This is a genomic window from Nocardioides sp. Soil774, assembly GCF_001428125.1.
In the GTDB taxonomy this organism is placed as follows: Bacteria; Actinomycetota; Actinomycetes; order Propionibacteriales; family Nocardioidaceae; genus Nocardioides.
The window spans coordinates 242,559-267,665 of record NZ_LMSM01000007.1; the positions used below are offsets into that span (position 1 = coordinate 242,559).

26 protein-coding genes are annotated in these 25,107 nt (G+C 72.6%); 7 read left to right on the forward strand and 19 right to left on the reverse strand.

Annotated elements, in window-relative coordinates; genetic code table 11:
- The first annotated feature begins 1 nt into the window (after position 1).
- The 3 genes from ASG76_RS10945 to ASG76_RS10955 are packed head-to-tail and all read left to right on the forward strand — an operon-like array spanning position 2 to position 1,917.
- Complete coding sequence (locus ASG76_RS10945; protein ID WP_056602689.1) at positions 2–580, forward strand: RNA polymerase sigma factor; 579 nt, start codon at positions 2–4, stop codon at positions 578–580.
- Positions 577–1,299: a hypothetical protein gene (locus ASG76_RS10950; protein WP_056602691.1), complete on the forward strand. Its 723-nt coding sequence runs from the start codon at positions 577–579 to the stop codon at positions 1,297–1,299. Before ASG76_RS10945 ends, ASG76_RS10950 begins: the two co-directional genes overlap by 4 nt.
- A gap of 48 nt (positions 1,300–1,347) precedes the next feature.
- Positions 1,348–1,917 (forward strand): YdeI/OmpD-associated family protein, encoded by a 570-nt coding sequence (locus ASG76_RS10955; RefSeq protein ID WP_235529547.1) that lies wholly within the window; start codon positions 1,348–1,350, stop codon positions 1,915–1,917.
- Here ASG76_RS10955 and ASG76_RS10960 read toward each other — a convergent pair.
- The 9 genes from ASG76_RS10960 to ASG76_RS11000 all read right to left on the reverse strand — a co-directional run bounded on the left by ASG76_RS10960 (position 1,914) and on the right by ASG76_RS11000 (position 11,801).
- Positions 1,914–2,618 (reverse strand): DsbA family oxidoreductase, encoded by a 705-nt coding sequence (locus ASG76_RS10960; RefSeq protein WP_056602694.1) that lies wholly within the window; start codon positions 2,616–2,618, stop codon positions 1,914–1,916. The two genes, ASG76_RS10955 and ASG76_RS10960, sit on opposite strands and share 4 nt — an antisense overlap.
- A 40-nt stretch (positions 2,619–2,658) precedes the next feature.
- Positions 2,659–4,131 carry a purine-cytosine permease family protein gene (locus tag ASG76_RS10965; RefSeq protein ID WP_056602696.1) on the reverse strand — a complete coding sequence of 491 codons (1,473 nt, stop codon included), beginning with the start codon at positions 4,129–4,131 and terminating at the stop codon, positions 2,659–2,661.
- Between the two features lie 37 nt (positions 4,132–4,168).
- On the reverse strand, positions 4,169–5,416 hold the full coding sequence (gene efeB, locus ASG76_RS10970; RefSeq protein ID WP_056602699.1) for an iron uptake transporter deferrochelatase/peroxidase subunit: 1,248 nt from the start codon (positions 5,414–5,416) through the stop codon (positions 4,169–4,171).
- On the reverse strand, positions 5,413–6,294 hold the full coding sequence (gene efeO, locus ASG76_RS10975; RefSeq protein WP_056602701.1) for an iron uptake system protein EfeO: 882 nt from the start codon (positions 6,292–6,294) through the stop codon (positions 5,413–5,415). The genes efeB and efeO overlap by 4 nt, the downstream gene beginning before the upstream one ends.
- A gap of 126 nt (positions 6,295–6,420) precedes the next feature.
- Complete coding sequence (ilvC, locus tag ASG76_RS10980; RefSeq protein WP_056602703.1) at positions 6,421–7,449, reverse strand: ketol-acid reductoisomerase; 1,029 nt, start codon at positions 7,447–7,449, stop codon at positions 6,421–6,423.
- 36 nt (positions 7,450–7,485) lie between these two features.
- Positions 7,486–8,031, reverse strand: a complete 546-nt coding sequence (gene ilvN / locus ASG76_RS10985) for an acetolactate synthase small subunit (RefSeq protein ID WP_056602705.1) — start codon at positions 8,029–8,031, stop codon at positions 7,486–7,488.
- 2 nt (positions 8,032–8,033) lie between these two features.
- The gene (locus ASG76_RS10990; protein ID WP_056602707.1) at positions 8,034–9,779 is read right to left on the reverse strand and encodes an acetolactate synthase large subunit; all 1,746 of its coding nucleotides are present in this window, start codon (positions 9,777–9,779) and stop codon (positions 8,034–8,036) included.
- Positions 9,780–10,029: 250 nt separating this feature from the next.
- Complete coding sequence (locus tag ASG76_RS10995) at positions 10,030–10,716, reverse strand: 4a-hydroxytetrahydrobiopterin dehydratase (protein WP_056602891.1); 687 nt, start codon at positions 10,714–10,716, stop codon at positions 10,030–10,032.
- A 68-nt stretch (positions 10,717–10,784) separates the two neighbouring features.
- Positions 10,785–11,801, reverse strand: a complete 1,017-nt coding sequence (locus ASG76_RS11000; protein ID WP_056602709.1) for a S66 peptidase family protein — start codon at positions 11,799–11,801, stop codon at positions 10,785–10,787.
- A 25-nt stretch (positions 11,802–11,826) separates the two neighbouring features.
- On the opposite strand from ASG76_RS11000, the gene ASG76_RS11005 reads away from it, so the two are divergent.
- Positions 11,827–12,276: a DUF6973 domain-containing protein gene (locus tag ASG76_RS11005; protein ID WP_056602720.1), complete on the forward strand. Its 450-nt coding sequence runs from the start codon at positions 11,827–11,829 to the stop codon at positions 12,274–12,276.
- Here ASG76_RS11005 and ASG76_RS11010 read toward each other — a convergent pair.
- From ASG76_RS11010 to ASG76_RS11040, 7 genes are all read right to left on the reverse strand, one after another.
- Positions 12,263–12,706, reverse strand: a complete 444-nt coding sequence (locus ASG76_RS11010; protein ID WP_056602722.1) for a deoxycytidylate deaminase — start codon at positions 12,704–12,706, stop codon at positions 12,263–12,265. The two genes, ASG76_RS11005 and ASG76_RS11010, sit on opposite strands and share 14 nt — an antisense overlap.
- Positions 12,703–13,119: a VOC family protein gene (locus tag ASG76_RS11015; RefSeq protein WP_056602724.1), complete on the reverse strand. Its 417-nt coding sequence runs from the start codon at positions 13,117–13,119 to the stop codon at positions 12,703–12,705. The genes ASG76_RS11010 and ASG76_RS11015 overlap by 4 nt, the downstream gene beginning before the upstream one ends.
- 1 nt (position 13,120) lies before the next feature.
- Positions 13,121–13,888 (reverse strand): GNAT family N-acetyltransferase, encoded by a 768-nt coding sequence (locus tag ASG76_RS11020; RefSeq protein ID WP_235529532.1) that lies wholly within the window; start codon positions 13,886–13,888, stop codon positions 13,121–13,123.
- On the reverse strand, positions 13,885–15,099 hold the full coding sequence (gene kynU / locus ASG76_RS11025; protein WP_056602726.1) for a kynureninase: 1,215 nt from the start codon (positions 15,097–15,099) through the stop codon (positions 13,885–13,887). The genes ASG76_RS11020 and kynU overlap by 4 nt, the downstream gene beginning before the upstream one ends.
- A gap of 25 nt (positions 15,100–15,124) precedes the next feature.
- Positions 15,125–16,816, reverse strand: coding sequence for a dihydroxy-acid dehydratase (gene ilvD, locus ASG76_RS11030; protein ID WP_056602728.1), 1,692 nt, complete (start codon positions 16,814–16,816; stop codon positions 15,125–15,127).
- 44 nt (positions 16,817–16,860) lie between these two features.
- Positions 16,861–17,463 carry a helix-turn-helix domain-containing protein gene (locus tag ASG76_RS11035; RefSeq protein ID WP_056602729.1) on the reverse strand — a complete coding sequence of 201 codons (603 nt, stop codon included), beginning with the start codon at positions 17,461–17,463 and terminating at the stop codon, positions 16,861–16,863.
- Positions 17,464–17,787: 324 nt separating this feature from the next.
- A complete protein-coding gene (locus ASG76_RS11040) occupies positions 17,788–18,891 on the reverse strand; it encodes a WD40/YVTN/BNR-like repeat-containing protein (RefSeq protein WP_056602731.1) in 1,104 nt (367 codons plus the stop codon).
- Between the two features lie 68 nt (positions 18,892–18,959).
- On the opposite strand from ASG76_RS11040, the gene ASG76_RS11045 reads away from it, so the two are divergent.
- Genes ASG76_RS11045 through ASG76_RS11055 form a run of 3 tightly spaced genes read left to right on the forward strand, consistent with a single transcriptional unit; the run spans position 18,960 to position 21,551 of the window.
- On the forward strand, positions 18,960–19,553 hold the full coding sequence (locus ASG76_RS11045; RefSeq protein WP_082587445.1) for a PadR family transcriptional regulator: 594 nt from the start codon (positions 18,960–18,962) through the stop codon (positions 19,551–19,553).
- A 10-nt stretch (positions 19,554–19,563) separates the two neighbouring features.
- Positions 19,564–20,430 carry an EamA family transporter gene (locus tag ASG76_RS11050; protein ID WP_235529534.1) on the forward strand — a complete coding sequence of 289 codons (867 nt, stop codon included), beginning with the start codon at positions 19,564–19,566 and terminating at the stop codon, positions 20,428–20,430.
- On the forward strand, positions 20,427–21,551 hold the full coding sequence (locus ASG76_RS11055) for a PQQ-dependent sugar dehydrogenase (RefSeq protein WP_056602735.1): 1,125 nt from the start codon (positions 20,427–20,429) through the stop codon (positions 21,549–21,551). Before ASG76_RS11050 ends, ASG76_RS11055 begins: the two co-directional genes overlap by 4 nt.
- A 27-nt stretch (positions 21,552–21,578) precedes the next feature.
- Here the strand turns inward: ASG76_RS11055 and ASG76_RS11060 are convergent, their stop codons facing one another.
- Genes ASG76_RS11060 through ASG76_RS11070 form a run of 3 tightly spaced genes read right to left on the reverse strand, consistent with a single transcriptional unit; the run spans position 21,579 to position 25,107 of the window.
- The gene (locus ASG76_RS11060; protein ID WP_235529536.1) at positions 21,579–22,406 is read right to left on the reverse strand and encodes an ECF transporter S component; all 828 of its coding nucleotides are present in this window, start codon (positions 22,404–22,406) and stop codon (positions 21,579–21,581) included.
- Positions 22,403–23,998 (reverse strand): ABC transporter ATP-binding protein, encoded by a 1,596-nt coding sequence (locus ASG76_RS11065; RefSeq protein ID WP_056602736.1) that lies wholly within the window; start codon positions 23,996–23,998, stop codon positions 22,403–22,405. The genes ASG76_RS11060 and ASG76_RS11065 overlap by 4 nt, the downstream gene beginning before the upstream one ends.
- A complete protein-coding gene (locus ASG76_RS11070; protein ID WP_082587446.1) occupies positions 23,995–25,107 on the reverse strand; it encodes an energy-coupling factor transporter transmembrane component T in 1,113 nt (370 codons plus the stop codon). Before ASG76_RS11070 ends, ASG76_RS11065 begins: the two co-directional genes overlap by 4 nt.

A 25,107-nucleotide genomic window follows, 5' to 3' on the forward strand; every position in this document is an offset into this window, starting at 1 on the left:
GATGGGCACGCCCGTGGCAGAGGATCTCGAGTCGACGGTCGACGCCGCCTCACGCGGCGACACGGCCGCGCTGCGTGCTGTCTACGAGACACTCTCCCCGCGGGTCCTCGGCTACCTGCAGATCCGTGGCGCCGAGGACCCCGAAGGCCTGACCAACGAGGTCTTCGTGCGGGTGCTGCCCCGGCTGGCGGAGGCCCACGGTGGATTCGGCGGGTTGCGCGCGCTGGCCTTCACGGTCGCCCACGGCCTCCTCGTCGACGAGCTGCGACGACGTGGGCGCCAACCGGTGCTCGGTGAGTACGACGCGTCGCGCGACCGGCGTACGCAGCCGTCTGCCGAGGAGGAGGCGATCGGCCGGCTCGGCGAGGGCACCGCACTGGAGCTCCTCGAGCTGCTGCCCGAGGCACAGCGCACGGTGGTGCTCCTGCGGGTCCTCGGCGAGCTGTCGGTGGCCGAGACCGCGGCCGCGGTCGGCCGCAGCGAGGCTGCGGTGAAGAAGGTGCAGGCCAAGGCGCTCGAGGCGCTGCGGACACTTGCGGCCAGTGAGGCCCGCACGACGAACGAGGAGGCGCGACGGTGACCACGCACACGCACGACGACCTGGCCGAGGCCTTCGCCGACCCCGCGCTCGCCGCGCTGCTGGACGAGCTCGAGGCGACCGCCGCGCAGGCCCCGCCCCCGGTCGGGGCCGAGCTGGCGGCCGTCCTTGCCGGGGCGGTCCCGCTCGCGGCCGGTCGGTCGCGTCGCCATCGCACTGCCTCGTTCGCGGTGATCGCACTGCTGTCGGGTGGCGTGGTCGCCGGCGGGGTGGGCGCCGCCGCTGCCGACGAGCTGCCGGCGCCCGTGCAGCGCGTCGTCTCACGGGTCGTGAGCACGCTGACGCCCTTCGAGGTCCCGCACCCCGACCACGCACCCGTGCACCACGAGCCGGGGCCCGCACGACCCTCCCCCTCCCCCGTCGTCCCGGACGGCGACCGCGACGCAGGACTGCCCGCCGAGGCACCGGGCACGACGGACCCGCCCACCGCGGAGCGGGACGACTCGGCGACCCGGTCGGACGAGGAGTCGGCCGAGGAATCGGTCGAGGAATCGGTCGAGGAATCGGTCGAGGAATCGGTGGAGAACTCGGTCGAGGAATCGGTCGAGGGCTCGGAGGAGCCCGCGGTGTCCGACGACGAACGCACCGACCGCGACGGCACGGACAGCGACAGCACGGACAGCGGCGGTGAGGATCGCCGCAGTGACGACACCACGGACGAGCACGAGGGCGACGGCTCCGACACCGAGCACGACGACTGAGCCGGGCCGACCCGGCCGGCTCGCGCCTAGGATCGCGTCGTGGGCGCGATGGACGACGCGGAGCGGATCGAGCCGCGCACCGTCGAGGAGTGGAGCGAGTGGCTGCGCGAGCACCACGCGCGGCCCCACGGGGTGTGGGTGGTCAACCGTCGCCGCGCCGCCGAGCAGGCGTTCTCCTACGAGCAGTCGGTGCTGGAGGCGCTGCGCTTCGGCTGGGTCGACTCGACGGTGCGCGGCGTCGACACCGACCGCTCGATGATGTGGTTCTCCCCGCGCCGGCGCGGCAGCGTGTGGACGCGCACCAACAAGCAGCGGGTGGCGCGGCTCGAGGCGGCGGGGCTGATGGAGCCGGCCGGCGCCGCCGCGGTCGCCGAGGCGCAGGGCTCGGGGATGTGGACCCTCATGGACGACGTCGAGGACCGGGTCGTGCCCGACGACCTCGCGGCGGCGTTCGGGCGACACCCCGGCTCACGCGCGCACTGGGACTCGTGGTCGCCGTCGGCGCAGAAGTCGATCCTGGCGTGGATCGTGCTGGCGAAGCGGGCGGAGACCCGCGCCGTGCGGGTCGAGACGACCGCCGAGAAGGCAGCGCGTGGCGAGAAGGCGCAGCAGGGCTAGATCGCGCAGCCGTCCGGGCCGCACTCGTCACCGGTGGCGAGCACCTCGATCTTGGGGTGGGAGTCCGACCACGCCCTCTCCAGCACCTGGGTGAAGGTCTCGGTCGGCTGCGCCCCGGAGACGCCGTACTTCTGGTCGATGACGAAGAACGGCACGCCCGTGGCGCCGTAGGCCTGGGCCTGCTCGATGTCGGCGTGCACCTCGGCCTCGAACTCGCGCGAGGCCAGCACCTCCTCCACGCGCGCGGGCTCGAGCCCGGCCGCCACCGTGACCTCGCGCAGCACGGCGTGGTCGGCGACGTTGCGCGCCTCGGTGAAGTACGCCGCCAGCAGCGCCTCCTTCACGCGGCCCTGCAGCTCGTTGCCACCTTGTGCGTGCGCGAGGTGGATCAGGCGGTGGGCGTCGACGGTGTTGAGGTGCAGGGTCTGCGAGAGCCGGTAGACCAGGCCCTCCTCGGCCGCGACCGCCTCGACGCGGTCCTGCATCTGCTGGGCACCGGCGGCCGACTGGCCGTACTTGCGCGCGATCATCGCGGCCGCGCTCTCGGTCGGCTGGGTCGGTGCGCCGGGGTCGAGCTGGTAGGAGCGCCAGTGCACCTCGACCTCGTCGGCGTGCTCGAAGGCGGCCAGGGCGTTCTCGATGCGGCGCTTGCCGATGTAGCACCAGGGGCAGACGACGTCGGACCAGATCTCGATCTTCACGAACGGTCCAACAGCGCGGCTGACCCGGGTGTTCCCGCGCTCAGGACTCCTGGTGCGCGACCGTACGACGCCGCAGGACGTAGCCGCCGACCAGGCCGATGAGCAGGGCGAACAGCACACCGAGGTTGGCGTAGGCCCAGGCGCCGTCGCGACCGCCGAGGCCGAGCGGGCCGAGGAGGTAGCCCTGCCAGTTGTTCCACGACGCGTCGTCGGAGAACGTGTTGATCACCAGGCCCCAGCCCACGACCGACGCCACGACCATCGTGGCGATGGACGTCCAGTCGAAGGCGCCGTAGCGACCGGAGGCGTCGAAGAGCGCCTCCTCGTCGTAGTCGCGCCTGCGCAGCGCGAGGTCGGCGATCATGATCCCGGCCCACGCCGCGAGCGGGACGCCGAGCGTGATCAGGAAGCTCTGGAACGGGTTGATGAAGTTGTCGGCGAGGAAGACGACGTAGATCGTGCCGAGGGTGAGCAGCACCCCGTCGACGCCGGCGGCCTGCGGGCGCTTGAGCCGCACGCCGAGCGAGAGCAGCGTCAGGCCCGAGGAGTAGATGCCGAGCACGGCGCCGCTGACCAGCGAGAGGATCGCGGCGAGCAGGAACGGCACGAGGAACCAGGTCGGCAGCAGGGTGGCCAGCGTGCCGATGGGGTCACCGGCCACGCCGTCGAGGATCTCGCTCGACGAGCCGGCGAGTGCGAGGCCGAAGAGCACCAGCACCACCGGGGCGAGCGCGCCCCCGAAGGTGTTCCACGCGACGATCGAGGGACCGGACGCCGTGCGCTTCTGGTAGCGCGACCAGTCGGCCGCGATGTTGATCCAGCCGAGCCCGAAGCCGGTCATCACCATCACCAGCGCGCCGATGACCGCCTGGGTCGAGCCTGCGGGGACGGACTGCACGGCCGACCAGTCGATGTCGTCGAGGGTGAGCACCATGTAGAGCACGGTCACGATGCCGGTGACCCAGGTCAGCACCGACTGCATCCGCATGATGACGTGGTAGCCGGCGACGCTCGCCGAGACGATCAGTGCCGCCACGACGACGGCGGCGATGACCTTGGTGCCGGTGCCGCCGCCCCAGCCGAGGCGGGTGAAGATCGTGGAGGTCGCGAGCACGGCCAGGATCGCGAGGAACGTCTCCCAGCCGATCGAGACCAGCCACGAGATCACGCCCGGCACCTTCTGGCCCTGCACGCCGAAGGCGGCCCGGCTGAGGATCATCGTCGGCGCCGAGCCGCGCTTGCCGGCGATCGCGATGATCCCGCACAGCGCGAACGACACCACGATCCCGACGACGGAGACGAGCACGCCCTGCCAGAAGGAGATCCCGAAGTAGAGGACGAACGAGGCATAGCTCAGGCCGAAGACCGAGACGTTGGCCGCGAACCACGGCCAGAACAGGTCCCGCGGCTCGGCCGTGCGCTCGGACTCCTCGATGATCTCGATGCCGGTGGTCTCGACGCCGAGGCGGCGGGTCTTCTCGAGCCCGGAGCCGGTGGTCGCTGTGTCGCTCATGGCTGCATCGTCCCTCACCGCGTGTCGCGAGGTCGAGTCAGGTGAACAGCGACTGGCCGACGTGCTCCCCGGGGCCGATGCCCGGTGGGACCGCGAAGAGCGCCGAGCCGGTGACCCGGAGGTACTCCATGAGCGCGTCGTCGCGCGACATCGCGAGCTGGACAGGCACGAAGTGCGTGCCGGGGTCACGGAGGTAGGCGACGAAGAACAGGCCCGCGTCGAGGCCACCCAGGGCATTCGACCCGTCGACGAAGTTGTAGCCGCGGCGCAGCATCCGGGCCCCACCGTGCCGGCTCGGGTGGACGACGCGCACGTGGGCGTCGGCGGGGATCACCGGCCGCCCGTCGCCGCCGGTCCTCTCGAGGTCAGGCTCCGTCATCTCCTCGCCGCCCGACAGCGGTGCGCCCGTCGCCTTGGTGCGCCCCACGAAGGCCTGCTGATCGGCGAGTGGCTGACGGTCCCACACCTCGATCGCCATGGCGATCCGCCGGGCGACGAGGTAGGAGCCGCCGGCCAGCCAGCCTGCCGAGGGGTCGTCACCCGAGCGGACCCACACGTGGTCGTCGAGGGCGGTGGTCTCCTCGGCCTTGACGTTGGCTGTCCCGTCCTTGAACCCGAAGAGGTTGCGGGGCGTGGACTGAGCGGTCGAGGTGGTCGACGTACGCCCGAACCCGAGCTGGGACCAGCGCACGCTGACCGAGCCGAAGCCGATCCGGGCGAGGTTGCGCACGGCGTGGACGGCGACCTGCGGGTCGTCGGCGCAGGCCTGGACGCACAGGTCGCCGCCGGACCGGGTCGGGTCGAGGTCGTCGCCCGGGAAGTGCGGCAGGTCCCGCAGGGCCGCGGGTCGACGGTCGGCCAGGCCGAACCGGTCCCTGCCGTCACCGTCCCGGAAGAGCGAGGGGCCGAAGCCGAACGTGAGGGTGAGCCCTGCGGGTGGCAGGTCCATCGCCTCGCCGGTGTCGTCGGGAGGCAGGTCGGGCGCCCCGCCGACCGCGCCGGAGCCGACGGCTCGTCCGCCGGTCATCTGCTCCGCGGCGCTCGTCCAGCGCCGGAGCAGGTCGACCAGCTCGGCGCGGGAGTCGGTGACGACGTCGAAGGCGGCGAAGTGGAGGCGGTCCTGCGCCGGCGTGACGATCCCCGCCTGGTGGGCCCCGCGGAAGGCGTGGGTCCGGCCGGCGTCGACCGGCCCGGGGCCCAGCGACGCGACGGCGCGGTCGAGGGCGACGCCGCCGGCGACCAGTGCCGCACCACCGCCGAACAACGACCTCCGGGAGACCGTCATGCGGAGACGACCGCCGAGAGCCGGGCGAGCGGCTCGGACAGGGCGTTCACCGCGTCCGCGAGCTGCTTGACCTCGTCGGTGTCGAGCTCGTCGTAGCCGACGAACCCCTCACCGCGCCGGTGCCGGTCGAGCAGGCCCTGCACGCCGTCGAACCGCCGGTCGAGCTCGCGCGCGAGACCAGCGTCCGCGTGCTCGACGATCGGCCGCACGTCCTGGAAGCCGCGCACCGCCCCGTCGATGTTGGCCTGGAAGTCGTGCAGGTCGGTGCGCGACCAGTACTCCTCCTCCCCCGTCACCTTGCCGGAGGCGACCTCCTCCAGCAGGCCGCGGGAGCCGTCGGCGATGTCGGTCACTGTGAGATCGAGCCCGTCGATGCGGGAGACGAGCTCACGCGTGTCGCCGACCAGCTCGTCGGCCAGGGTCGCCCGCTCGGCACTCGTGAGCGCGCTGTAGCCCTCTGCACGGGCAGGCCACAGGTCCTTCTCCAGGCGGTGCCAGCCGGTCCACTCCTCACCCTCGGCGATGTCCGCCTCGCGCGCATCGAGCTGCGGGTCGAGGTCGCCGAAGGACTCGGCGATCGTCTCGATGCGCTCCCAGTGCGTGCGGACCTCGGGATAGAGCCGTCGTGCGCGATCGTCCTGGCCGGCGGTCGCAGCAGCTGCGAACCGGACGGTGCCCGCGAGCAACGCGTCGGCCTCGTCGGAGACGAACTCGGCGTACGCGCGTTCCGCGGAGGCGACCAGTGTCGGGTCGGCGGCTGGGTAGGAGGGGTCCTGCGCACGAGTGCCGGACCCGGAGTCGTCGGCGCAGCCGGTCAGCAGGAGCGGGGTGGTGGCGAGCGAGGTGGTGAGGGCGAGGAGGCGTGGCCGAGGCGTCATGCACCCATTATCACTTAGGTAAGCCTTACCTAAGTCACCGGGTGGGTTGTGAGCCTCCGGACGCGCGTACGGCGCGCCGGCGCGACCACGTGTGGTCGTCCGACGCGCCGTACGGCGTGCGCTGGGTCAGCGGGCGGAGCTGCCCTCGACGTAGTCGGTGTCGTGCGACTTCACCCAGGCCATGAGCTTGCGCAGCTCGCGACCGGTCTGCTCGATCGGGTGCGCCTCGGCCTTCTTGCGGAACTCGGTGAACTCGGGCGAGCCGTTGTCCATGTCGGTGATGAACCGCTCGGCGAACGCGCCGTTCTTGATGTCGGCGAGCACGTCCTCCATGTTCTTCTTCACCTCGGGCGTGATGACCCGCGGGCCGGAGACGTAGTCACCGAACTCGGCGGTGTCGGAGACCGACCAGCGCTGCTTGGCGATCCCGCCCTCGTACATCAGGTCGACGATGAGCTTCAGCTCGTGCAGGCACTCGAAGTAGGCGACCTCGGGCTGGTAGCCGGCCTCGGTGAGGACCTCGAAGCCGTACTGCACCAGCTGCGAGGCGCCGCCGCAGAGCACGGCCTGCTCACCGAACAGGTCGGTCTCGGTCTCCTCGGTGAACGTGGTCCTGATGCCGCCGGCGCGCAGGCCGCCGATGGCCTTGGCGTAGGACAGCGCGAGGTCCCAGGCCTCGCCGGACTCGTCCTTCTCGACCGCGACGAGCACCGGCACGCCGCGCCCGTCGACGTACTCGCGACGCACGAGGTGGCCCGGCCCCTTGGGCGCGACCATGAAGACGTCGACGCCCTCGGGCGGGGTGATGTAGCCGAAGCGGATGTTGAAGCCGTGGCCGAAGACGAGCGTGTCGCCCGGGGTCAGGGCGGGCTCGATCTCCTCGGCGTAGAGCTTGCGCTGGTGCTGGTCGGGGGCGAGGATCACGATCACGTCGGACTCCTCCGCCGCCTCGCGCGGGGTGAGGACGCGCAGGCCCTCGGCCTCGGCCTTGTCGCGGCTCTTCGAGCCGGGCTGCAGGCCGATCCGGACGTCGACGCCGGAGTCGCGCAGCGACAGCGCGTGGGCGTGGCCCTGGCTGCCGTAGCCGATCACCGCGACGTTCTTGCCCTGGATCAGGCTCAGGTCGGCGTCGTCGTCGTAGAACATCTCAGCCACGGGGGGCTCTCCTTCTAGTGGGTGGATCAGGGGTGGTCAGTGGGCGATGGCGGACACGGGGGCGGGGACGATGGTGGGGCGCTGCGGACGCTCGCTGATCGAACGCGAGCCGCGACCGATCGCGACCATGCCCGACTGCACGAGCTCGCGCACGCCGAAGGGCTCGAGCACCCGCAGCAGGTCGGCGAGCTTGTCGGCGTTGCCGACGGCCTGCACCGTGATCGCGTCGGGCGCGACGTCGACGACCTTGGCGCGGAACAGCTGCACGGCGTCGAGCACCGAGCCGCGCGAGGCGGCGTCGGCGCGGACCTTGACCAGCAGCAGCTCGCGGTTGACCGAGCCCGGCCCGTCGAGCTCGACGATCTTGATGACCTCGACGAGCTTGTTGAGCTGCTTGGTGACCTGCTCGAGCGGCGACTCCTCCACGTTGACCACGATCGTCATCCGCGAGATCTCGGGGTGCTCGGTCGGGCCCACGGCGAGGCTGTCGATGTTGAAGCCGCGGCGCGAGAACAGGCCAGCGATCCGGGCCAGGACGCCCGGCTTGTTCTCCACCAGGACGCTCAGGGTGTGCTTGCTCATGGTCAGAGGTCATCCTCGTCGAACTGGGGCGCGAGGTCGCGCGCGTACTGGATCTCGTCGTTGCTGGAGCCGGCGGCGACCATCGGCCACACCATCGCGTCGCGGTGCACCCGGAAGTCGACCACGACGGGCTGGTCGTCGATGCCCATGGCCTTCTCGATGGTCGCGTCGACGTCGTCGGGCGACTCGCAGGCCAGGCCCACGCAGCCGTAGGCGTCGGCGAGCTTGACGAAGTCGGGGATCCGCTTGGAGTGCAGGTCGGTGTTGGAGTAGCGCTCGTTGTAGAACAGCGTCTGCCACTGGCGCACCATGCCGAGCGACTCGTTGTTGATGATCGCGACCTTGATCGGGATGTCGTTGATCGCGCAGGTGGCCAGCTCCTGGTTGGTCATCTGGAAGCAGCCGTCGCCGTCGATGGCCCAGACGGTGCTGTCGGGCATGCCGACCTTGGCGCCCATCGCGGCCGGGACCGAGAAGCCCATGGTCCCCAGGCCGCCGGAGTTGAGCCAGGTGTTGGGCCGCTCGTAGTCGATGAAGTGCGCCGCCCACATCTGGTGCTGCCCGACGCCGGAGGTGAAGATCGTGTCCGGTCCGGCGATCGCGCCGAGCCGCTCGATGACGTACTGCGGGGCCAGCGAGCCGTCGGTCGGGGTGTCGTAGCCGAGCGGGTAGCTCTGCTTGAGCCCGGCGAGGAAGGCGACCCACGCCTCGTAGTCGCCGTCGGCGCCCTCAGCCTGCAGGAGCGCCACGAGCTGGGCGATGACCTCCTTGCAGTCGCCGACGATCGGCACGTCGGCGTGGCGGTTCTTGCCGATCTCGGCCGGGTCGATGTCGGCGTGGACGACCAGGGCGTTCGGGGCGAAGGAGTCGAGGTTGCCGGTGACGCGGTCGTCGAAGCGCGCGCCCAGGCTGATGATCAGGTCGCTCTTCTGCAGGCCCGCGACCGCCGCGACCGTGCCGTGCATGCCGGGCATGCCGAGGTGCTGGGGGTTGCTGTCGGGGAAGGCGCCGCGCGCCATCAAGGTGGTGACGACCGGGATCCCGGTCAGTGCCGCCAGCTGGGCCAGCTCGTGCGAGGCGCGGGACCGGATCACGCCGCCACCGACGTAGAGCACCGGGCGGCGGGCCTCCTTGATGAGCCGCACCGCCTCCTTGATCTGCTTGGCGTGCGGGGTGGTGACGGGCCGGTAGCCCGGCAGCTGCAGCTCGCTCGGCCACGCGAACGTCGTCTGGGCCTGGAGCGCGGACTTGGCCACGTCGACCAGCACCGGACCGGGCCGGCCGGTGGAGGCGATGTGGAAGGCCTCGGCGATCGTGCGCGGGATGTCGGCCGGGTCGGTGACCAAGAAGTTGTGCTTGGTGATCGGCATCGTGATGCCGCGGATGTCGGCCTCCTGGAAGGCGTCGGTGCCGATCATCGCGGCGCCGACCTGGCCGGTGACGGCCACCATCGGCACCGAGTCCATGTGGGCGTCGGCCAGCGGGGTCACCAGGTTGGTCGCGCCCGGTCCCGAGGTCGCCATGCAGACGCCCACCCGGCCGGTCGCGGACGCGTAGCCCTGGGCGGCGTGGCCGGCGCCCTGCTCGTGGCGCACCAGGATGTGCCGGATCCGCTGGGAGTCCATGAGCGGGTCGTAGGCCGGGAGGATCGCGCCACCGGGGATCCCGAAGATGTCGGTGACGCCGGCCGCCTCGAGGGACGTCACGAGGCTCTGCGCTCCGGTGACCTGTCCGCCCTGCTCGCTCATGGGTCTTCTTCCTTGGCTCGGTGGATCGGGTGTGCGGTGCTCGCCCAACAAAAAACCCCTCGGCCCGGTGGGCGACGAGGGGTGACGCGTGTGCCTGCGGCCGGGGGGCCTCAGCTCACGCGTCGCGTGCGTACAAGAATCTCGGTGCGCATGCGACAACCGTCGTCGCCGGGGGCGTCCGGCGTCAACCCAGTGTGCCAGTCGTCCCAACATGTGGAACGCCGGTCCCACCATGTGGCACGGAGAGTCGTCAGCGACCGAGGGGCGTGCAGATGCACGACCGGTTGCCGTCGGCGTCCTCGACCACCCAGTACGACGGCTCGGCGGCGTCGCTGACGAGGCGTCCGCCCGCGTCGAGCACCGCCTGCAGGCGTCGCTCCCCCTCGTCGTGGGGCACCCAGACGTCGAGGTGCCAGCGCTGCTCGGGCTCCTGGGCCGGAAGCTCCGGGCCGGTCTCGTCCTCGCTCGTCGGCGGCTCCTGGAACCACAGCGTCGACACCTGCCCGCTGGGGTCCACGGGCTCGCCGTCCTGGAGCTCGCCGCCGATGAGGGCGGCGTAGAACGGGGCCAGCCTGGCTCCGTCGGCGGTGTCGAGGCCGGGCTCGACCTGGGTCAGCCCGGAGACGTCCGCCGTGGCCCCCATCTCCGCGGCGAAGCCGCTGATCCGCCGCGCGAGGTCGATGTCTCGGGTGGTGATGCCGCCGACGTCGTGGCTGACGAGGGTGACGATCACCTCGGGGTAGGTCAGCGAGACGTCGGGGTGGTGCCCGGCCTCCTCGGCGGCCGCGCCGATCCGGTCGACCAGCGCGAGACCCGTGGCGAAGTCGCCGGTGCGGAACCGCGCCTTGAGCCGGTTGAGCACCTTGCGCCAGTCGTCGAGGCCCGCCTCGAGGATCTGGTCGTGGGAGAGCCTGGCCTTCGGGTCCGATCCGCTCATGACGCGACCCTGCCACGCGGCACCGACAGCGGCCACCCCTGCGACCCCGGGACCTCCGACCCCGGGCCTCAGCGCAGGGTCTGGGTGATCTCCTGGCGCTCACCGTCGACCACGACGTGGGCCAGCGCTCCGTTGACCAGCGGCAGGTGCGGCGGCACGTGCCCGATCTCGAGGTCCCACACGATCGGCAGGTCCAGCCGCCCGAGGGCGTCGAGCACGGCCTCGCGCTGCGTCATCTCGTGGTGGTCGGGGGCGTTGGTGCGCCCGACCAGGACGGCGGCCGCACGGTCGAACCAGCCGGCCAGCCGCATCCCGTGCAGGTGCCGGCAGATGTCGACGGCGTCGCTCTCGCAGGCCTCGAGGTAGACGATCGTGGGCTCGTCCAGCGCCTCGGCCCAGCCCCGCACGTCGCCGTACGGTGTGCCGGCGAGGTGGCCGACGGTCTCGGTGCACCCGCCGACCAGCCGCCCGGAGACGTCGAGGCTGCCGCCGCCCTCGACCTCCCACGTCCCGCTCGACACCGGCCGCCACTGCGTAGCGCGGACGTCCTCCTCGAAGCGCACCCAGGTCGCGACGAGGCCGGAGCCGCGCTGGACGAAGGGCCCCTCGCCGCCGGCCAGGTCGAGCCAGTGCAGCAGGCCGTCGGGGACGGCGTACGGCGTGTCCGCGAGGTTGTCGCCGTGCAGGGTCGCCCACCCGAGCCTCGTCGTGATCGGCAGCAGCACGGTGGACATGTCGGAGTAGCCGACCAGCCAGGTCGGCTCGGCGTCGGCGAGGGCGTCCCAGTCGAGGAGGTCGACCAGGTCGATCGCGGTCTCACCACCCCACGGCGGCACCACGCACGCGATGTCGGGGTCGGCCAGCATCCGGGTGAGCTCGGCGGCCCGCTGCTCGGCGGGGGCGGAGGTGATGGCGGAGCCGTCCATGCAGGCGCCGACCTCGACGTCGTAGCCGCGCTCGCGGAGCCAGGCGACGCAGAGCTCGATGCGGGCAGCGCCCGGCCCCTCCACTCCGGCCGACGGCGACGTGACACCGATGCGGTCACCGGGGCGGAGCGGGCGTGGGAAGCGCAGCGGACCGGTCATGTCAGGAGTCTGTCACTGTGTGTCCATGGGTTTCGGAGACGCCGTGCAGCAGGCCATCCACGCATCGACCGGGGTGCCGCGGCTCTACGCCGCGGCCCTGAAGGCAGGACTGGGACAGTCCGGCGCGCTCGAGTCGCTGCGCATCTCACAGGCCGCGCTGCAGGCCTCCGCCAGGCACGGCCGCGGCGTGCCCGGGCGCACCAACGCGATGCGGCACTTCATGTGGCAGGCCGCGCTCACCGCGAAGTTCGGCCTCGACGCCGCCCGCACCATCGCCGCGGCGCAGGAGGCCGGGACGCCGAGCACGCGCGACTCCCGGGTCGACCAGCACAACAACGGGGTCGGCCAGTCCTACGGCGTCGACAACGCCGACGACCTCCGCACGCTCGGCCCGGGTGAGGCCATGGCCGCCCTGGTGCCCGTGGCGCTGGCGAAGTGGGAGGCCGAGGAGCTGGTCTGGGTCACCAGGCGGTGAGGCCCTGCCGGTCGTGCTCGCCGTCGGGCCACACGGCCCGTACGACCCCGGCGGCCGCCAGCGCCTTGCGGCAGCCCGGGCACGGCGGGTCGGTGATGTAGGCGGTGGCGCCCTTGGTGTCGCGCGTGGCGAAGAGCAGTGCATTGACCTCGGCGTGGATCGCGATGCAGAAACCGGCCGTGCCGGGCCGGTCGTAGTCACCGAGCCCCGGCACGTCGTCGTAGCCCAGCCGGCCGCGCGGGCAGGCTCCCATCAGGCAGTCGTCCTCGCCCGGGGCGGCTCCGTTGTAGCCGGTCGCGATGATGCGGTGGTCGATCGTCAGCACCGCCCCGACCCGGCGGCGCGTGCACTTGGCGCGCGCGGAGACCGCGGAGGCGATGCCGAGGAAGTAGTCGTCCCAGCCGGGGACCGCGGTCGGGTGCTCGCTCACGGGAGCACAGACTGCCCGATGTCGCCCGGGTTGTAGGCGACTTCCCACCGGAAGCCGTCGGGGTCGGCGAAGTAGCCGCCGTAGCCGCCCCAGTCGCGCTCACTGGCCTCGCCCACGTGCGAGGCCCCGGCCACCCGCGCCTGCTCCAGGACGGTGTCGACGCCCTGGGTGGTGGCGAGGTTGTGCGACAGCGTGACCGGCGGGACGCCGCCGCGCGCCGGGGCGTGCCCGACCTCCGCGACGAAGCCGTCCTCCACCCACAGGCTGAGCACGACCTTCTCGGCCACCTTGAACATCAGCACCTCGCCCGGCACGTCGAGCTCGGGCTCCCACCCGAGGCCGTCGACGTAGAAGCGCCGGGTGGCGTCGAGGTCGGTCACCACGAGGGTGATGAAGCTGACCCGCTGGTCCATCTCAGTCCTCCTGCTCGGCACGGCCGGCCGGCGCGGGCCGGGCCGCGAGCCGGGCGCGCTGGCGACCGGCGTCGTCGAAGTTGGCGTCGTCGAGCCAGGCGTCGAGCGCCGCCCGCACACGCGGCCACTCGAGGTCGGTGATGGAGAACCAGTCGGTGTCGCGGTTGCGGCCCTTGTAGACGACCGCGTTGCGGAAGCGTCCCTCCCAGATGAAGCCGAGCCGCAGCGCCGCGCGGCGCGACGGCGCGTTGAGGCTGTCGCACTTCCACTCGTAGCGCCGCATGCCCAGGTCGTCGAACGCGAGCCGCAGGAGCAGCGCCATCGCCTCGGTGGCGGCGCGGCTGCGCTGGAGCTGGCGGCCGAACGCGATGCCGCCCACCTCGATCGACCCCATGACAGGATCGATGCGCATCAACGAGCAGAAGCCCGCCGCGCGGCCCGTCTCGACCGGGACGATGGCGTACATGACCTGTCCGGGATCGGCGGCGCCGTGCTCGACGATCGCCGCCATCTCGTCGCGGTCGCGCGGGCGCTCCCAGAACAGGTAGGTCCACGTCGGCTCGTCGTCGGGGCGGCACAGGGCCCGGAGGAGGTCGTCGACGTGCCGCTCCCCGATCGGTTCGAGCCGGACGCCGCGCCCCTCGAGGACGACGTCCTTCGCTGGCGGTCTGGCGCCCGACCAGTCGACGGGCCGGCCGAGCGGCTGCCCGTGGTCGTTGGTGCTCCTCGTCCGCGTGGCCGAGAGCCGCACCCCCACCGGCCCGCTCACCGCAGCGCCTCCGCGACCGCGGCCATGCCGCGCTCGACCTCGTCGAACGACGTCGACAGCGGCGACAGCCCGATCCGCAGCCCGCCGGGGTCGCGGTAGTCGGGGATGACGTCGCGCTCCCACAGGCGTGCGGTCACCTCGCGCATCCGCTCGTGGTGCAGCGTCACGTGGCCGCCGCGCTGCGCGGGGTCGCGCGGCGAGGCGAGGGTGACCTCGGGCAGCGTCGCGTCGGCGAGCTCGACGGCGTACGACGTCAGCGCGACGGACTTGGCGCGGATCGCCTCGATCCCGGCCTCCTCGACCAGCTCGAGCATGCTCTGCATCGCGACCATCCCCAGGATCGGCGGGGTGCCGGAGATGAAGCGCCGGATGCCCGAGGCGGGCGTGTAGCCCGGGCCCATGAGGAACGGGTCGGCATGGCCCATCCAGCCCTGGATCGGCTGGGTGAGCTCGCCCTGGAGCCGCTGCGCCACGTAGCCGAAGGCCGGCGAGCCGGGGCCGCCGTTGAGGTACTTGTAGCTGCAGCCGACGGCGAGGTCGGCGTCCCACGCGTCGAGGTCGACCGCGACCGCACCGGCGGAGTGGCAGAGGTCCCAGAGCACCAGGGCGCCGGCGTCGTGGGCGATGCGGGTGAGCTCGGGTGCGTCGGCCAGCCAGGCCGAGCGGTAGGCCACGTGGTTGAGCACGACCAGCGCGGTGCGCTCCCCCACGACCTCGCGCAGCTGGTCGGCGGTGACGCCGGCTGAGGTGTCGACCTCGATCCAGCGCAGCGTCAGGCCGCGCTCGGCGGCGATGCCCTCGGCGACGTAGCGGTCGGTCGGGAAGTTGTCGGTGTCGATGACGATCTCGGTGCGCGCAGGGTCGGTGCGCACGGCGTGGTCGACGGCAGCCCGCATCAGCTTGTAGAGCCAGACGGTGGTCGAGTCACCGACGGCGGTCTGGCCCGGCGCGGCGCCCAGGCAGACCCGGCCGAGGTCGTCGCCGAGGGTGGTGGGCAGGTCCATCCAGCGCTCGTCCCAGCCGCGGATCAGCCGGCCGCCCCACTCGTGCTCGACGAAGTCGGTGAGGCGCTCGGCCGCGGTCGCGACGGGGCGGCCGAGGGAGTTGCCGTCGAAGTAGACGAGGTCACTGCCGGCGCCGACGAACCGATCGCGGAAGTGCGCCAGCGGGTCGGCGGCGTCGAGCCCGGTCGCGGAGGTGGAGGTGCTCACCTCCGCAACCTATCCGGCCGGTGCGTCAGTAGCAGACGGCGCCGTGGGCCGCGGACTGCACGACCTTGCGGTACTTGCCGAGCACGCCGCGGGTGTACTTCGGCGGCAGCGGCTCCCAGCCCTCGGCGCGCTGGGCCAGCTCGGCCTCGTCGAGGTCGACGTCGAGGCTCATGCTGGCCACGTCGAGGGTGATCCGGTCGCCGTCACGGAGGAAGGCGATCGGGCCGCCGTCGCTGGCCTCGGGGGCGATGTGGCCCACGCACAGGCCCGTCGTGCCCCCGGAGAACCGACCGTCGGTGATCAGCAGGACGTCCTTGCCAAGGCCGGCTCCCTTGATCGCGCCGGTGATGGCGAGCATCTCCCGCATGCCGGGGCCACCCTTGGGGCCCTCGTAGCGGATCACCACGACGTCACCGGCCTTGATCGCCCCCTCGGCGAGCGCGTCGAGCGCCTTGCGCTCACCGTCGAAGACGCGCGCGGTGCCGGTGAAGGTGGAGTCGTCGAAGCCGGCGCTCTTGACGACGGCACCGTCGGGGGCGAGGGAGCCCTTGAGGATGGTGAGACCGCCGGTGGCGTGGATCGGGCGGTCGAGCTGGCGCAGGATCTCGCCGTCGAGGGGCTTGGGGTCGAGGTCGGCGAGGTTCTCCGCCATCGTCTTGCCGGTGCAGGTGAGCACGTCGCCGTGCAGGTGACCCGCGTCGAGCAGCGCTCGCAGCAGCACGGGGATGCCGCCGACGCGGTCGAAGTCGGTCCACACGAAGCGGCCGAAGGGCTTCATGTCGGCCAGGTGCGGCACGTTCTTGCCGATGCGGGTGAAGTCGTCGAGGGTGAGGTCGACCTCGGCCTCACGGGCGATCGCGAGCAGGTGGAGCACGGCGTTGGTGGAGCCGCCGAGGGCCATCGCCATCGCGATGGCGTTCTCGAAGGCCGGCTTGGTCATGATCTGGCGGGCGGTGATGCCCTTGCGGAGCATCTCGACGACGGCCTCGCCGGACTTGTGGGCGAAGCCGTCGCGGCGACGGTCCACGGCCGGCGGGCTGGAGCTGCCCGGCAGCGACATGCCGAGGGCCTCGGCCACGCTGGCCATCGTGTTGGCGGTGTACGCCCCGCCGCACGCGCCCTCGCCGGGACAGATCGCGCGCTCGATCTCGTCTACCTTCTCGCGGCTGATCTTGCCGGCCAGGCACGCGCCGACCGCCTCGAAGGCGTCGATGATCGTGACGTCCTTGCCGTCGACCTGGCCGGGCATGATCGTGCCGGCGTAGAGGAAGACGCTCGCGAGGTCGAGGCGCGCGGCGGCCATCAGCATCCCGGGCAGCGACTTGTCGCACCCGGCGAGCAGGACCGAGCCGTCGAGCCGCTCGGCCATCATCACGGTCTCGACGGAGTCGGCAATCACCTCGCGGCTGACGAGGGAGAAGTGCATGCCCTCGTGACCCATCGAGATCCCGTCGGAGACCGAGATGGTGCCGAACTCCAGCGGGAAGCCACCGGCGGCGTGCACGCCGTTCTTCACCGCCTTGGCCAGCCGGTCGAGCGACAGGTTGCACGGGGTGATCTCGTTCCAGCTCGACGCGACCCCGATCTGGGGCTTCACCCAGTCGTCGTCACCCATGCCCACCGCGCGCAGCATCCCGCGGGCAGCGGTCGCCTCGAGTCCGTCGGTGACGTCGCGGCTGCGGGGCTTGATGTCGGGGGCGTCGCCTGCGTGGGTCATGGACGTCAGGCTAGCCGCGGCCGGATCCACCCGGCGCCCGCGTCTCACCTGCCTGCGCGACGACGTTCGCGCTGCTCGTCGCACCACTCCACCTCGGCGGCGAGCTGGTGCACGGCGGGGTGGTCGTCAGGCGTCCCGTGCAGCCACCGCTCGATCCCCTTCCGGTGCGGCGAGAGGGTGAACCGGATCCCTGGATCCCGCCGGCGACGCGAGCGGTCGCGAGCGTCGTACGCCTCCACCGACGTCATCGACCGCAACCGACGCGGGATCCACCAGTGCGCCGCCTTGAGGTCGGTGTGCGCGGGATACCTGCTGCCCCCGTGCTTGCGCGCGCCGTCCTCCCGCATGGGTGCCACCTCCGCGCCCGTGTCGCGATCGGTGAGCCGCACCTCCACTCCTGCGAGCTCCAGCAGGCGCAGGACCATCGCGACCCTCGGGCTGGTGCGCGCGGTCTCCCACCGCGCCACCTGGGACTGAGACACACCGAGGATCTCGGCCAGTCCGCGCTGCGATACGTCGAGGATGCGCCGGACCCGCCGGACGATGCCGGGGACGTGACCCTTGAACGGCCCCATCCACCACCACTCGCGCTCGGCCTCGGTCCAGTTGGCCATCGAGTCCCACGTCGCCGCGTCGATGTCGTCCATTGCCTCACGCTCCCCGTCCCGGTGTGTCGGCGCCGCCCGGTCGGGCGACGTCGTACACCCATGACAGGCAGCGGCACCGACATCCCGACGGCGTCGTCCACAGGGGCCGCCCTCACCCGACCTCAGGGCCGGCCTGTGGACGTCTCCTGGTCCGCGATGGCCCGAGTCGCCCGACGGCTGCTCCGGTCACCGCGCCGTCCCCTCACCCCTTGGCCTTGAGTCGCCCAGCGACTCATCGCCAAGCGAGGCGACGAGCGGTCTGGCAAACCGGGCGGGCAGCCGGACGGGGAGCCGGTCGGGATCTGGACGGGGAGGCGGTCGCGGTCAGTCGATCTTGGCGGCGCGTACGACGAGGACGTCGGGCAGGTCCTTGTGGATCTCCTGCCAGGAAGTGCCCTCGTCGGGCGAGGCCCACACCCCGCCGTTGCGCCCGCCGAAGTAGAGGCCGGCCTGGTCGTGGTCGTCGACGCACATCGCGTCGCGCATCACCGCGGCGTAGTAGCCCTCGGGAAGGCTGCCCTCGCCGAGCGGCTCCCACGAGGTGCCCGCGTCGACGGTGCGGTAGACGCGCGCCTTGCCGTCGACCGGCCAGCGACCCTCGGCGCCGTCGATGGGGAAGTTGTAGGCGGTGTCGCCGCGGTGCGGGTGGGTGACCATGGCGAACCCGAAGTCGGTCGGCAGGGTCGCAGCGATGTCCTGCCAGGACGCCCCGCCGTCGTCGGAGCGGTAGACGCCGCCGTGGTTCTGCAGGTAGAGGCGCTCGGGGTCGACCGCGTCGCGAGCGACCTTGTGCACGCACTGCCCGAACTCGGGGTAGTTGCGCTCGCCGGGGAAGAACTCGGCCTTGATGCCGGTGTTGGACGCCGACCACGACTCGCCCCCGTCGGCGGTCACGTAGACCCCGCCGGTGGAGAGCGCGGCCAGGACCCGGTCGGGGTCGGTCGGGTGCGGCAGGATCGTGTGGAAGGCCTGACCCCCGAAGCCCGCGTTCCACTCCGGGCGGTGCGGGTGGTCCCAGAGCCCGCGGACGAGCGAGAAGGTCTCGCCCCGATCCTCGGAGCGGAAGACCGCGCCGGGCTCGGTGCCGGCCCAGACGATGCCCTCGCCGCCGTCGGCCGACACGCCGGGCTGCAGCTGCCACACGCGGGCCAGGGTCGCGCCGGTGTCCTCGGGGAAGCGGGCCGCGCCGTTGGGGGTCTCGCCCCACGACCCCCCGAGGTCGTCGGAGCGCCAGACCTGGGGGCCCAGCCAGCTCGACGACGCACCCGCCAGCAGACGCGGCGAGCCCCCGCGGGTGTCGACCATGACGGAGTAGACCTCCTCCATCGGGAAGTGGGGCCCGGTCCACTCCCACGACCGGCGTTCCTCGTCGGAGGTGCCGAGCCACAGGCCCTTGCGGGTCCCGACCATGAGCAGCGTGCGCGACATCTGTCCTCCGTCAGCAGATGGTGTCACTACGTGACTATTCCGATTAGGAACACTACTCTCGAGTGGCGATGAGTCAAGACATCCCGGTGACCGGATACGCGATCCTCGGCCTGCTCACCTTCGGCGACGAGCTGACGGGCTACGAGATCAAGCAGCGCGCCGACGTCACGCTCCGCTTCTACTGGGTCTCCCCCGCGATGAGCCAGATCTACACCGAGCTCCGCCGGCTCAGCGACCGCGGCCTGGTCGTCGCCGACGTCCGACGGGACGGTGGGCGGGAGGACGGGCGGGAGGTCACGACGTACGCCATCACGGACGCGGGCCAGGAGGCGCTGCGCGCCTGGATGGACCAGACCCCCGCCGGGTTCCCCGTGCTGAAGCACCCCGTGCTGCTGCGGCTGCTCATCGGGCACGTCACGGAGACCGAGCAGACCCGGCAGATGCTGCACGACTACGTCGCCGAGCTCGACCAGGCGCTGGCCGACCTGTCGGCGGTGCGCGAGAGCCTCAGGGGCGCCGACGAGCCCGGCCAGCCCTTCCGGTTCCCCTCGCTCGTCGCGGACTGGGGACTGGACTACTTCGACGCCGAGAAGAGGCACACCCGGCTCGCGCTGGCGAGCCTCGGTGAGACCGGCCCGGAGGGCGAGACCGCCACTGCCTAGGGTGAGGCGGGTGACCACCCGCCCGAGCCGGACCCAGCTCGGCCCCGTGGGCCTGGTGCTGGTCGGGATCCTGGCGGTCCAGCTGGGCGCCGCCATCGCCAAGGGCCTGTTCGGCGAGATCTCGCCGACAGCGATGGTCTGGCTCCGCCTGGTCACCAGCGCCCTGGTGCTCGCCGCGGCCACCCGCCCACGGATCACCGGCCGTAGCCGCCGCGACTGGGTCGTCGTGCTGGGCTTCGGCGCGAGCCTGGCCACGATGAACTGGGCGATCTACCAGTCGTTCTCGCGCATCCCGCTGGGCATCGCGGTCACGATCGAGTTCATCGGTCCGCTGACGCTGGCCGTGCTGGGCTCACGACGCGCCCGCGACCTCACCTGGGTGGTGCTGGCCGGCGCCGGGGTGGCCCTGCTGGGCTTCCAGCGCACCGGGCTGGACCTGCTCGGCGTGGCGTACGCCCTGCTCGCCGGCGCCGCGTGGGCGGCGTACATCCTGCTCAGTGCCAGCACGGGACGCCGGTGGGCGGGCTTCGACGGCCTGGCGGTGGCGAGCGTCGCCGCAGCCACGGCGATGACGCTGCCCGCGCTGCTGAGCGCAGGCGGAAGCCTGTGGGACGGGCGGGTGCTCCTCCTCGGCGCCCTCGTAGGACTCCTCAGCTCGGTGATCCCCTACAGCTGCGAGCTCGTCGCGCTGCGCAGCCTGCGCCCGGCGGTGTTCGGCATCCTGATGAGCATGGAACCCGCGGCCGCAGCCCTGGCAGCCATCGTGGTGCTGCACGAGCACCTCTCGCCGCTCCAGTGGCTGGCGATCGCCTGCGTCGTCGTCGCCTCGGTGGGAGCGACCAGGTCTTCGGCGGCACCCGGCACAATCGCCACATGACACCCCGCCTGGCCCTCCCCTCGCTGGCGCTGGTGCTGGGCGCGGCCACCGGGTGCGCCGGGACCACCTCCGAGCCGGTGCCCCGCACGACGCAGCCCACCGATCTCGCGAGCCAGCCCACCCCGAGCGACGAGCCGGCCGGCGAGCCCGGCGACGCGCCCCGCGCGGTCGACACGCTCGTCGACCGGCTCGAGGTGCCGTGGGGCGTGGACTTCCTGCCGGACGGCTCCGGCGTGGTGACCGAACGGACGAGCGGGCGGGTCCTGCGCGTCGCGGCCGACGGCACGACGAGCACCCTCGGCGTCATCACCGCAGCCGTGCCGCAGGGCGAGGCAGGGCTCCTCGGCGTCGCGGTCTCCCCGGACTTCGAGGACGACCGGACGCTGTTCTTCTACCTCACGAGCAGCTCCGACAACCGCGTGGTCCGTGCCGAGCTGGACGGTTCGAGCCTCGGCCCGCCCACGGTCGTGCTCGACGGCATCCCCGCGGGCTTCATCCACGACGGCGGCCGCATCGCCTTCGGTCCCGACGGCTACCTCTACGTCACCACCGGCGAGACCGGCGACCCCAGCCTCGCGCAGGACCCCGACAGCCTGGCCGGCAAGATCCTGCGGATCACGACCGACGGCGACCCCGCACCAGGCAACCCCGACCCCGACTCCCCCGTGTGGTCGCTGGGCCACCGCAACGTCCAGGGCCTCGCGTGGGACGACCAGGGTCGCCTGTGGGCCTCGGAGTTCGGCGACTCGACGTGGGACGAGCTCAACCTGATCGAGAAGGGCGGCAACTACGGCTGGCCCGAGGTCGAGGGCAGCGGCGGCGCGCCGGACTACGTCGACCCCCAGCTCGTGTGGCCGGTGGAGGAGGCCTCCCCCAGCGGGTTGGCGTACGCCGACGGCCGGCTCTGGATGGCGGGGCTGCGGGGTCGACGCCTGTGGCGCATCGACGTCTCCGCGGACGGCCGGGCGTCGCACCCGACGGCATGGTTCACCGAGGACTACGGGCGCCTGCGCACCGTGGCCACCGCCCCGGACGGCCGGCTGTGGGTGACCACGTCCAACCGGGACGGTCGCGGTGAGCCGACGCCCGAGGACGACCGGATCGTGGTCGTCGAGCCCTGAGCCCGGTCGACCCGGACTCGGTCCGGCTCAGCCCGGACGGACCACCGCGCGCCGCGCCGCCCGGCGCAGCGTGGTGAGGATCGCGGGGCCGAGCACCACGATCGCGATCCCCGTGGTGACCGCACGGCCGGTGTCCCACCCGCCGGTCGAGGTGAGCAGCGTGTAGACGAGGAACCGGTGCGCGTTGTCGAGCACCGGGGCGCCCGCGACGTAGGACAGCGAGCCCTCGTGGCCGGGCACCACGATGCCGAGGGCGAAGGGCCAGAAGCTGAGGTTCATCAGCAGCCCGAAGAGGTACGACGCGACGACCGCGTAGGCGACCAGCATCGCGATCTCGGCGCGGCCGCCCACCCGTCGCGGCAGCAGGCCTGCGCCCATGCCGACCCACGCCGAGCAGATCATCTGGAACGGCAACCACGGACCCACGCCCGCGGTGAGCAGCGCCGAGGCGAACAACGAGGTGCAGCCCAGCACGAAGCCGAACCCCGCCCCGAACACCCGCCCGCCCAGCACCAGCAGGAAGAACACGAGCTCGATGCCGGCGGTGCCAGCACCGAGGCCGCGCATCACGGCGTTGACGGCGGACAGCACGCCCAGGACCGCCAGCACCCGGGAGTCCATGCCGCCCTCCCCCATCTCAGCGAGGACGACGACCACCACGAGGGGCAGCAGGAAGAGGAAGAGGAACGGCGGCTCGACCCGCTCGCCGGGCTGCGCCTCGAGCAGCAGCGGCCAGCAGAGCATCATGAGCCCGGCGAGCGAGGCCAGGACGAGGACGGCTGCGGTGCGGGGGCCGATGGGCAGGGCGACGCCGGTGGGGGCGCCGGCACGGCTGCTGTCCTGCACGGTGCTCACGCTGCGCCACCTCCCGCCAGCGCGGTGGCGACGTCCTCCACGACGAGCCAGGGAGCGCCCAGCACCTTGGTGACCTGCGGGGCGTAGGACGGCGACTCGGCGAGCACCCGCTGCGGCGGTCCGCTGGAGACGATCTCCCCCTCGGCCAGCACCTGCACGTCGTCGGCGACGTGCGCGGCGAACTCGACGTCGTGCGTGGCGAGCAGGACCGCACGGCCGTCGCGGGCGAGGTCCGCCACGATCCGCGCGAGCTCCGCCTTGCCGGCGTAGTCGAGGCCACGGGTGGGCTCGTCGAGCAGCACCACCGGCGGGCGCGCGCAGAGCACGATCGCCAGGGCGAGCGCGAGCCGCTGGCCCTCGGAGAGGTCGCGCGGGTGGGTGGTGTCGACGATGCCCGGGGCGAGCCGGTCGAGGAGTCCGCGGCAGGTGCCGGGGGCGGCATCAGCGCCGGCGTCGGCGGCCGCGCACTCCTCCGCGACCGTCTCGAGGTAGAGCAGGTCGGCGGCGGTCTGCGGCACGAGCCCGACGTGCGTACGCCGCTGCGCCGGCGCGAGCGCGGCCGGGTCGTCACCGTCCACGTCCACCGTCCCCGAGCGTCGCCGCCCGGAGCCCTGCAGCGCCCAGATGAGGCTGGACTTGCCCGAGCCGTTGCGTCCCATCAGGACGGTGACCTGTCCGGCCGAGAGGGTCAGGTCGACCTCGCGGACCGCGACGTGGGCGCCGTGGACGACCGTCACCCCGCGCGCGGTGAGCCGCGGCTCGCGTGACCGGACCGGCCGCGGGGCCGGCGGCGCGAGGGCGGGCAGCGACCGGGCCGCCCTGCGCGCGTCACGGACGGTCAGCGGGAGGGGCTCCCAACCGGCGAGCCGGCCCAGCTCGACGAGCGGAGGGGCGACGGGCGAGTCGGCGAGCACCTGCTGCGGGTCGCCGACGCGGATGCCGCCGTCGCCGGTGACCAGCGCGATCCGGTCGGCGAACGGCACCACGCGCTCGAGCCGGTGCTCGGCCAGGACCACGGTCAGGCCGAGGTCGTGCACCAGCCGGGTGATGGTGGCCAGGACGTCCTCGGCGGCGGTGGGGTCGAGGGCGGAGGTGGGCTCGTCGAGGACGAGGACGCGCGGGTGCGTGGTGAGGACCGACCCGATCGCGACCCGCTGCTGCTGCCCGCCGGACAGGGTGCGCAGGTCCCGCGCGCGGAGGTCGGCGATCCCGAGGAGGTCGAGCGTCTCCTCGACGCGACGTCGCATCGTCTCGGGCGCCACTGCCAGCTGCTCCATGCCGTAGGCCAGCTCCTCCTCGACCGTGTCGGTCACGAACCCCGCGAGCGGGTCCTGGCCGACGTAGCCCACGAGGTGGGCCCGCTCGCGCGGCGGTTGCTCCACGATGCTGACGCCGTCGAGCAGCACGTCGCCGGTGAGGACCCCGCCGGTGAAGCGGGGCACGAGACCGGTCACGACGCCGAGGAGGGTGGACTTGCCGACGCCGGTGCGCCCGGCGACGAGCACGAGCTCGCCCTCCTCGAGCGTGAGGTCGACATCGCGCAGCACGTCGTGCCCGTCGTAGCGCAGGCCGACGCCTCGCAGCTCGATCATGCGACCACCTCCTGCCGCGCGACCGCGCTCGCCGGCACCGGGGTCGCGAGCGCGGGCACGGCACCGAGGACGCCGACGACCAGCGCGAGCGGGGAGAGGTAGGGCGCGAGGTCGACGCCCGGGTAGGCGACGACGACCTGGGTGTGGGCGACCCACCAGCCGAGGAGGGCGACCACGAGGCCGGTCGCGACCGTTACGAGCTCGGGTGCGCGCCAGGGATCGGGGCGGTAGCGCGTGCGGTGGACGCGACGGCCGGCGCTGGCCATGCCCAGGACGGCGGTCGCGAGGCCGGCTCCGAGCATCGGCAGGGCCAGCACCCGCGGCGCGGTCGGGTCCAGCCAGGCATAGGTGCCGACGCAGATCCCGAGCAGCGCCAGCAGCAGCAGCGACCCGGTGACACGCCGCTCGCGCGGGGTCGCTTCCCCGGAGCGGCCGTAGCCGCGGGTGTCCATGCCCGCGGCGAGCGAGAGGGAGCGTTCGAGGGCGTCCTCGAGGACCGGCACGAGGAACCGGCGCAGTCGGCCCACCCCGGAGGTCGCCCCACCCCGCAGTGCCTGGGCGGCGCGCACCCGCCGGGCGCTGTCGGCGAGCTGCGGGAAGATCGTGACGGCCATGACGAGCGCGGTGCCGATCTCGTAGAGCGCGGGCGGCACCGTGGCCAGGAGGCGCTTGGGGTTGGCGAGCGAGTTCGCCGCCCCGACGCAGAGGATGATCGCGGCGAGCCGGAGGCCGTCGTACAACCCGGCCAGCAGCGCCTCGCGCGTCACCGGCCCGAGCAGGCGGATCCCGGCGGCCCAGTCGGGCAGCGGCACCTCGGGCAGGTCGAGCAGCACGTGGCCGATCTCCTGGCCGCCGAAGACGATGCGGAAGACCACGCGCAGCACGACCGTCAGCACGGCCAGCATCACGTAGAGCCGGAACGAGCGTCCGAAGGGGTGACCGGACCGGCGCGCCATGACCACCACTGTCGCCGACCCCATGACGAGGAGCAGCAGCAGGGGGTTCGTCGTCAGGCTCGCCGCGGTGGCCAGCCCGATCGCCCAGGACCACCAGGCGAGCGGGTGCAGGTCACGCGGCAAGCCCGACAGGGGCGCGGCCGGTCCGGTCAC

Coding starts and splice junctions, on each gene's coding strand:
- ASG76_RS11035 (WP_056602729.1), bottom strand. CDS start 17,463: ATGGACGACATCGACGCGGCGACGTGGGACTCGATGGCCAACTGGACC.
- ilvN (WP_056602705.1), bottom strand. CDS start 8,031: ATGAGCAAGCACACCCTGAGCGTCCTGGTGGAGAACAAGCCGGGCGTC.
- ASG76_RS11055 (WP_056602735.1), top strand. CDS start 20,427: ATGACACCCCGCCTGGCCCTCCCCTCGCTGGCGCTGGTGCTGGGCGCG.
- ASG76_RS11065 (WP_056602736.1), bottom strand. CDS start 23,998: ATGATCGAGCTGCGAGGCGTCGGCCTGCGCTACGACGGGCACGACGTG.
- ASG76_RS10955 (WP_235529547.1), top strand. CDS start 1,348: ATGGACGACGCGGAGCGGATCGAGCCGCGCACCGTCGAGGAGTGGAGC.
- efeO (WP_056602701.1), bottom strand. CDS start 6,294: ATGACGCCTCGGCCACGCCTCCTCGCCCTCACCACCTCGCTCGCCACC.
- ASG76_RS10945 (WP_056602689.1), top strand. CDS start 2: ATGGGCACGCCCGTGGCAGAGGATCTCGAGTCGACGGTCGACGCCGCC.
- ilvD (WP_056602728.1), bottom strand. CDS start 16,816: ATGACCCACGCAGGCGACGCCCCCGACATCAAGCCCCGCAGCCGCGAC.
- ASG76_RS10965 (WP_056602696.1), bottom strand. CDS start 4,131: ATGAGCGACACAGCGACCACCGGCTCCGGGCTCGAGAAGACCCGCCGC.
- efeB (WP_056602699.1), bottom strand. CDS start 5,416: ATGACGGTCTCCCGGAGGTCGTTGTTCGGCGGTGGTGCGGCACTGGTC.
- ASG76_RS11040 (WP_056602731.1), bottom strand. CDS start 18,891: ATGTCGCGCACGCTGCTCATGGTCGGGACCCGCAAGGGCCTGTGGCTC.
- ASG76_RS11015 (WP_056602724.1), bottom strand. CDS start 13,119: ATGGACCAGCGGGTCAGCTTCATCACCCTCGTGGTGACCGACCTCGAC.
- ASG76_RS11000 (WP_056602709.1), bottom strand. CDS start 11,801: ATGACCGGTCCGCTGCGCTTCCCACGCCCGCTCCGCCCCGGTGACCGC.
- ASG76_RS11005 (WP_056602720.1), top strand. CDS start 11,827: ATGGGTTTCGGAGACGCCGTGCAGCAGGCCATCCACGCATCGACCGGG.
- ASG76_RS10990 (WP_056602707.1), bottom strand. CDS start 9,779: ATGAGCGAGCAGGGCGGACAGGTCACCGGAGCGCAGAGCCTCGTGACG.
- ASG76_RS10995 (WP_056602891.1), bottom strand. CDS start 10,716: ATGAGCGGATCGGACCCGAAGGCCAGGCTCTCCCACGACCAGATCCTC.
- ASG76_RS11045 (WP_082587445.1), top strand. CDS start 18,960: ATGAGTCAAGACATCCCGGTGACCGGATACGCGATCCTCGGCCTGCTC.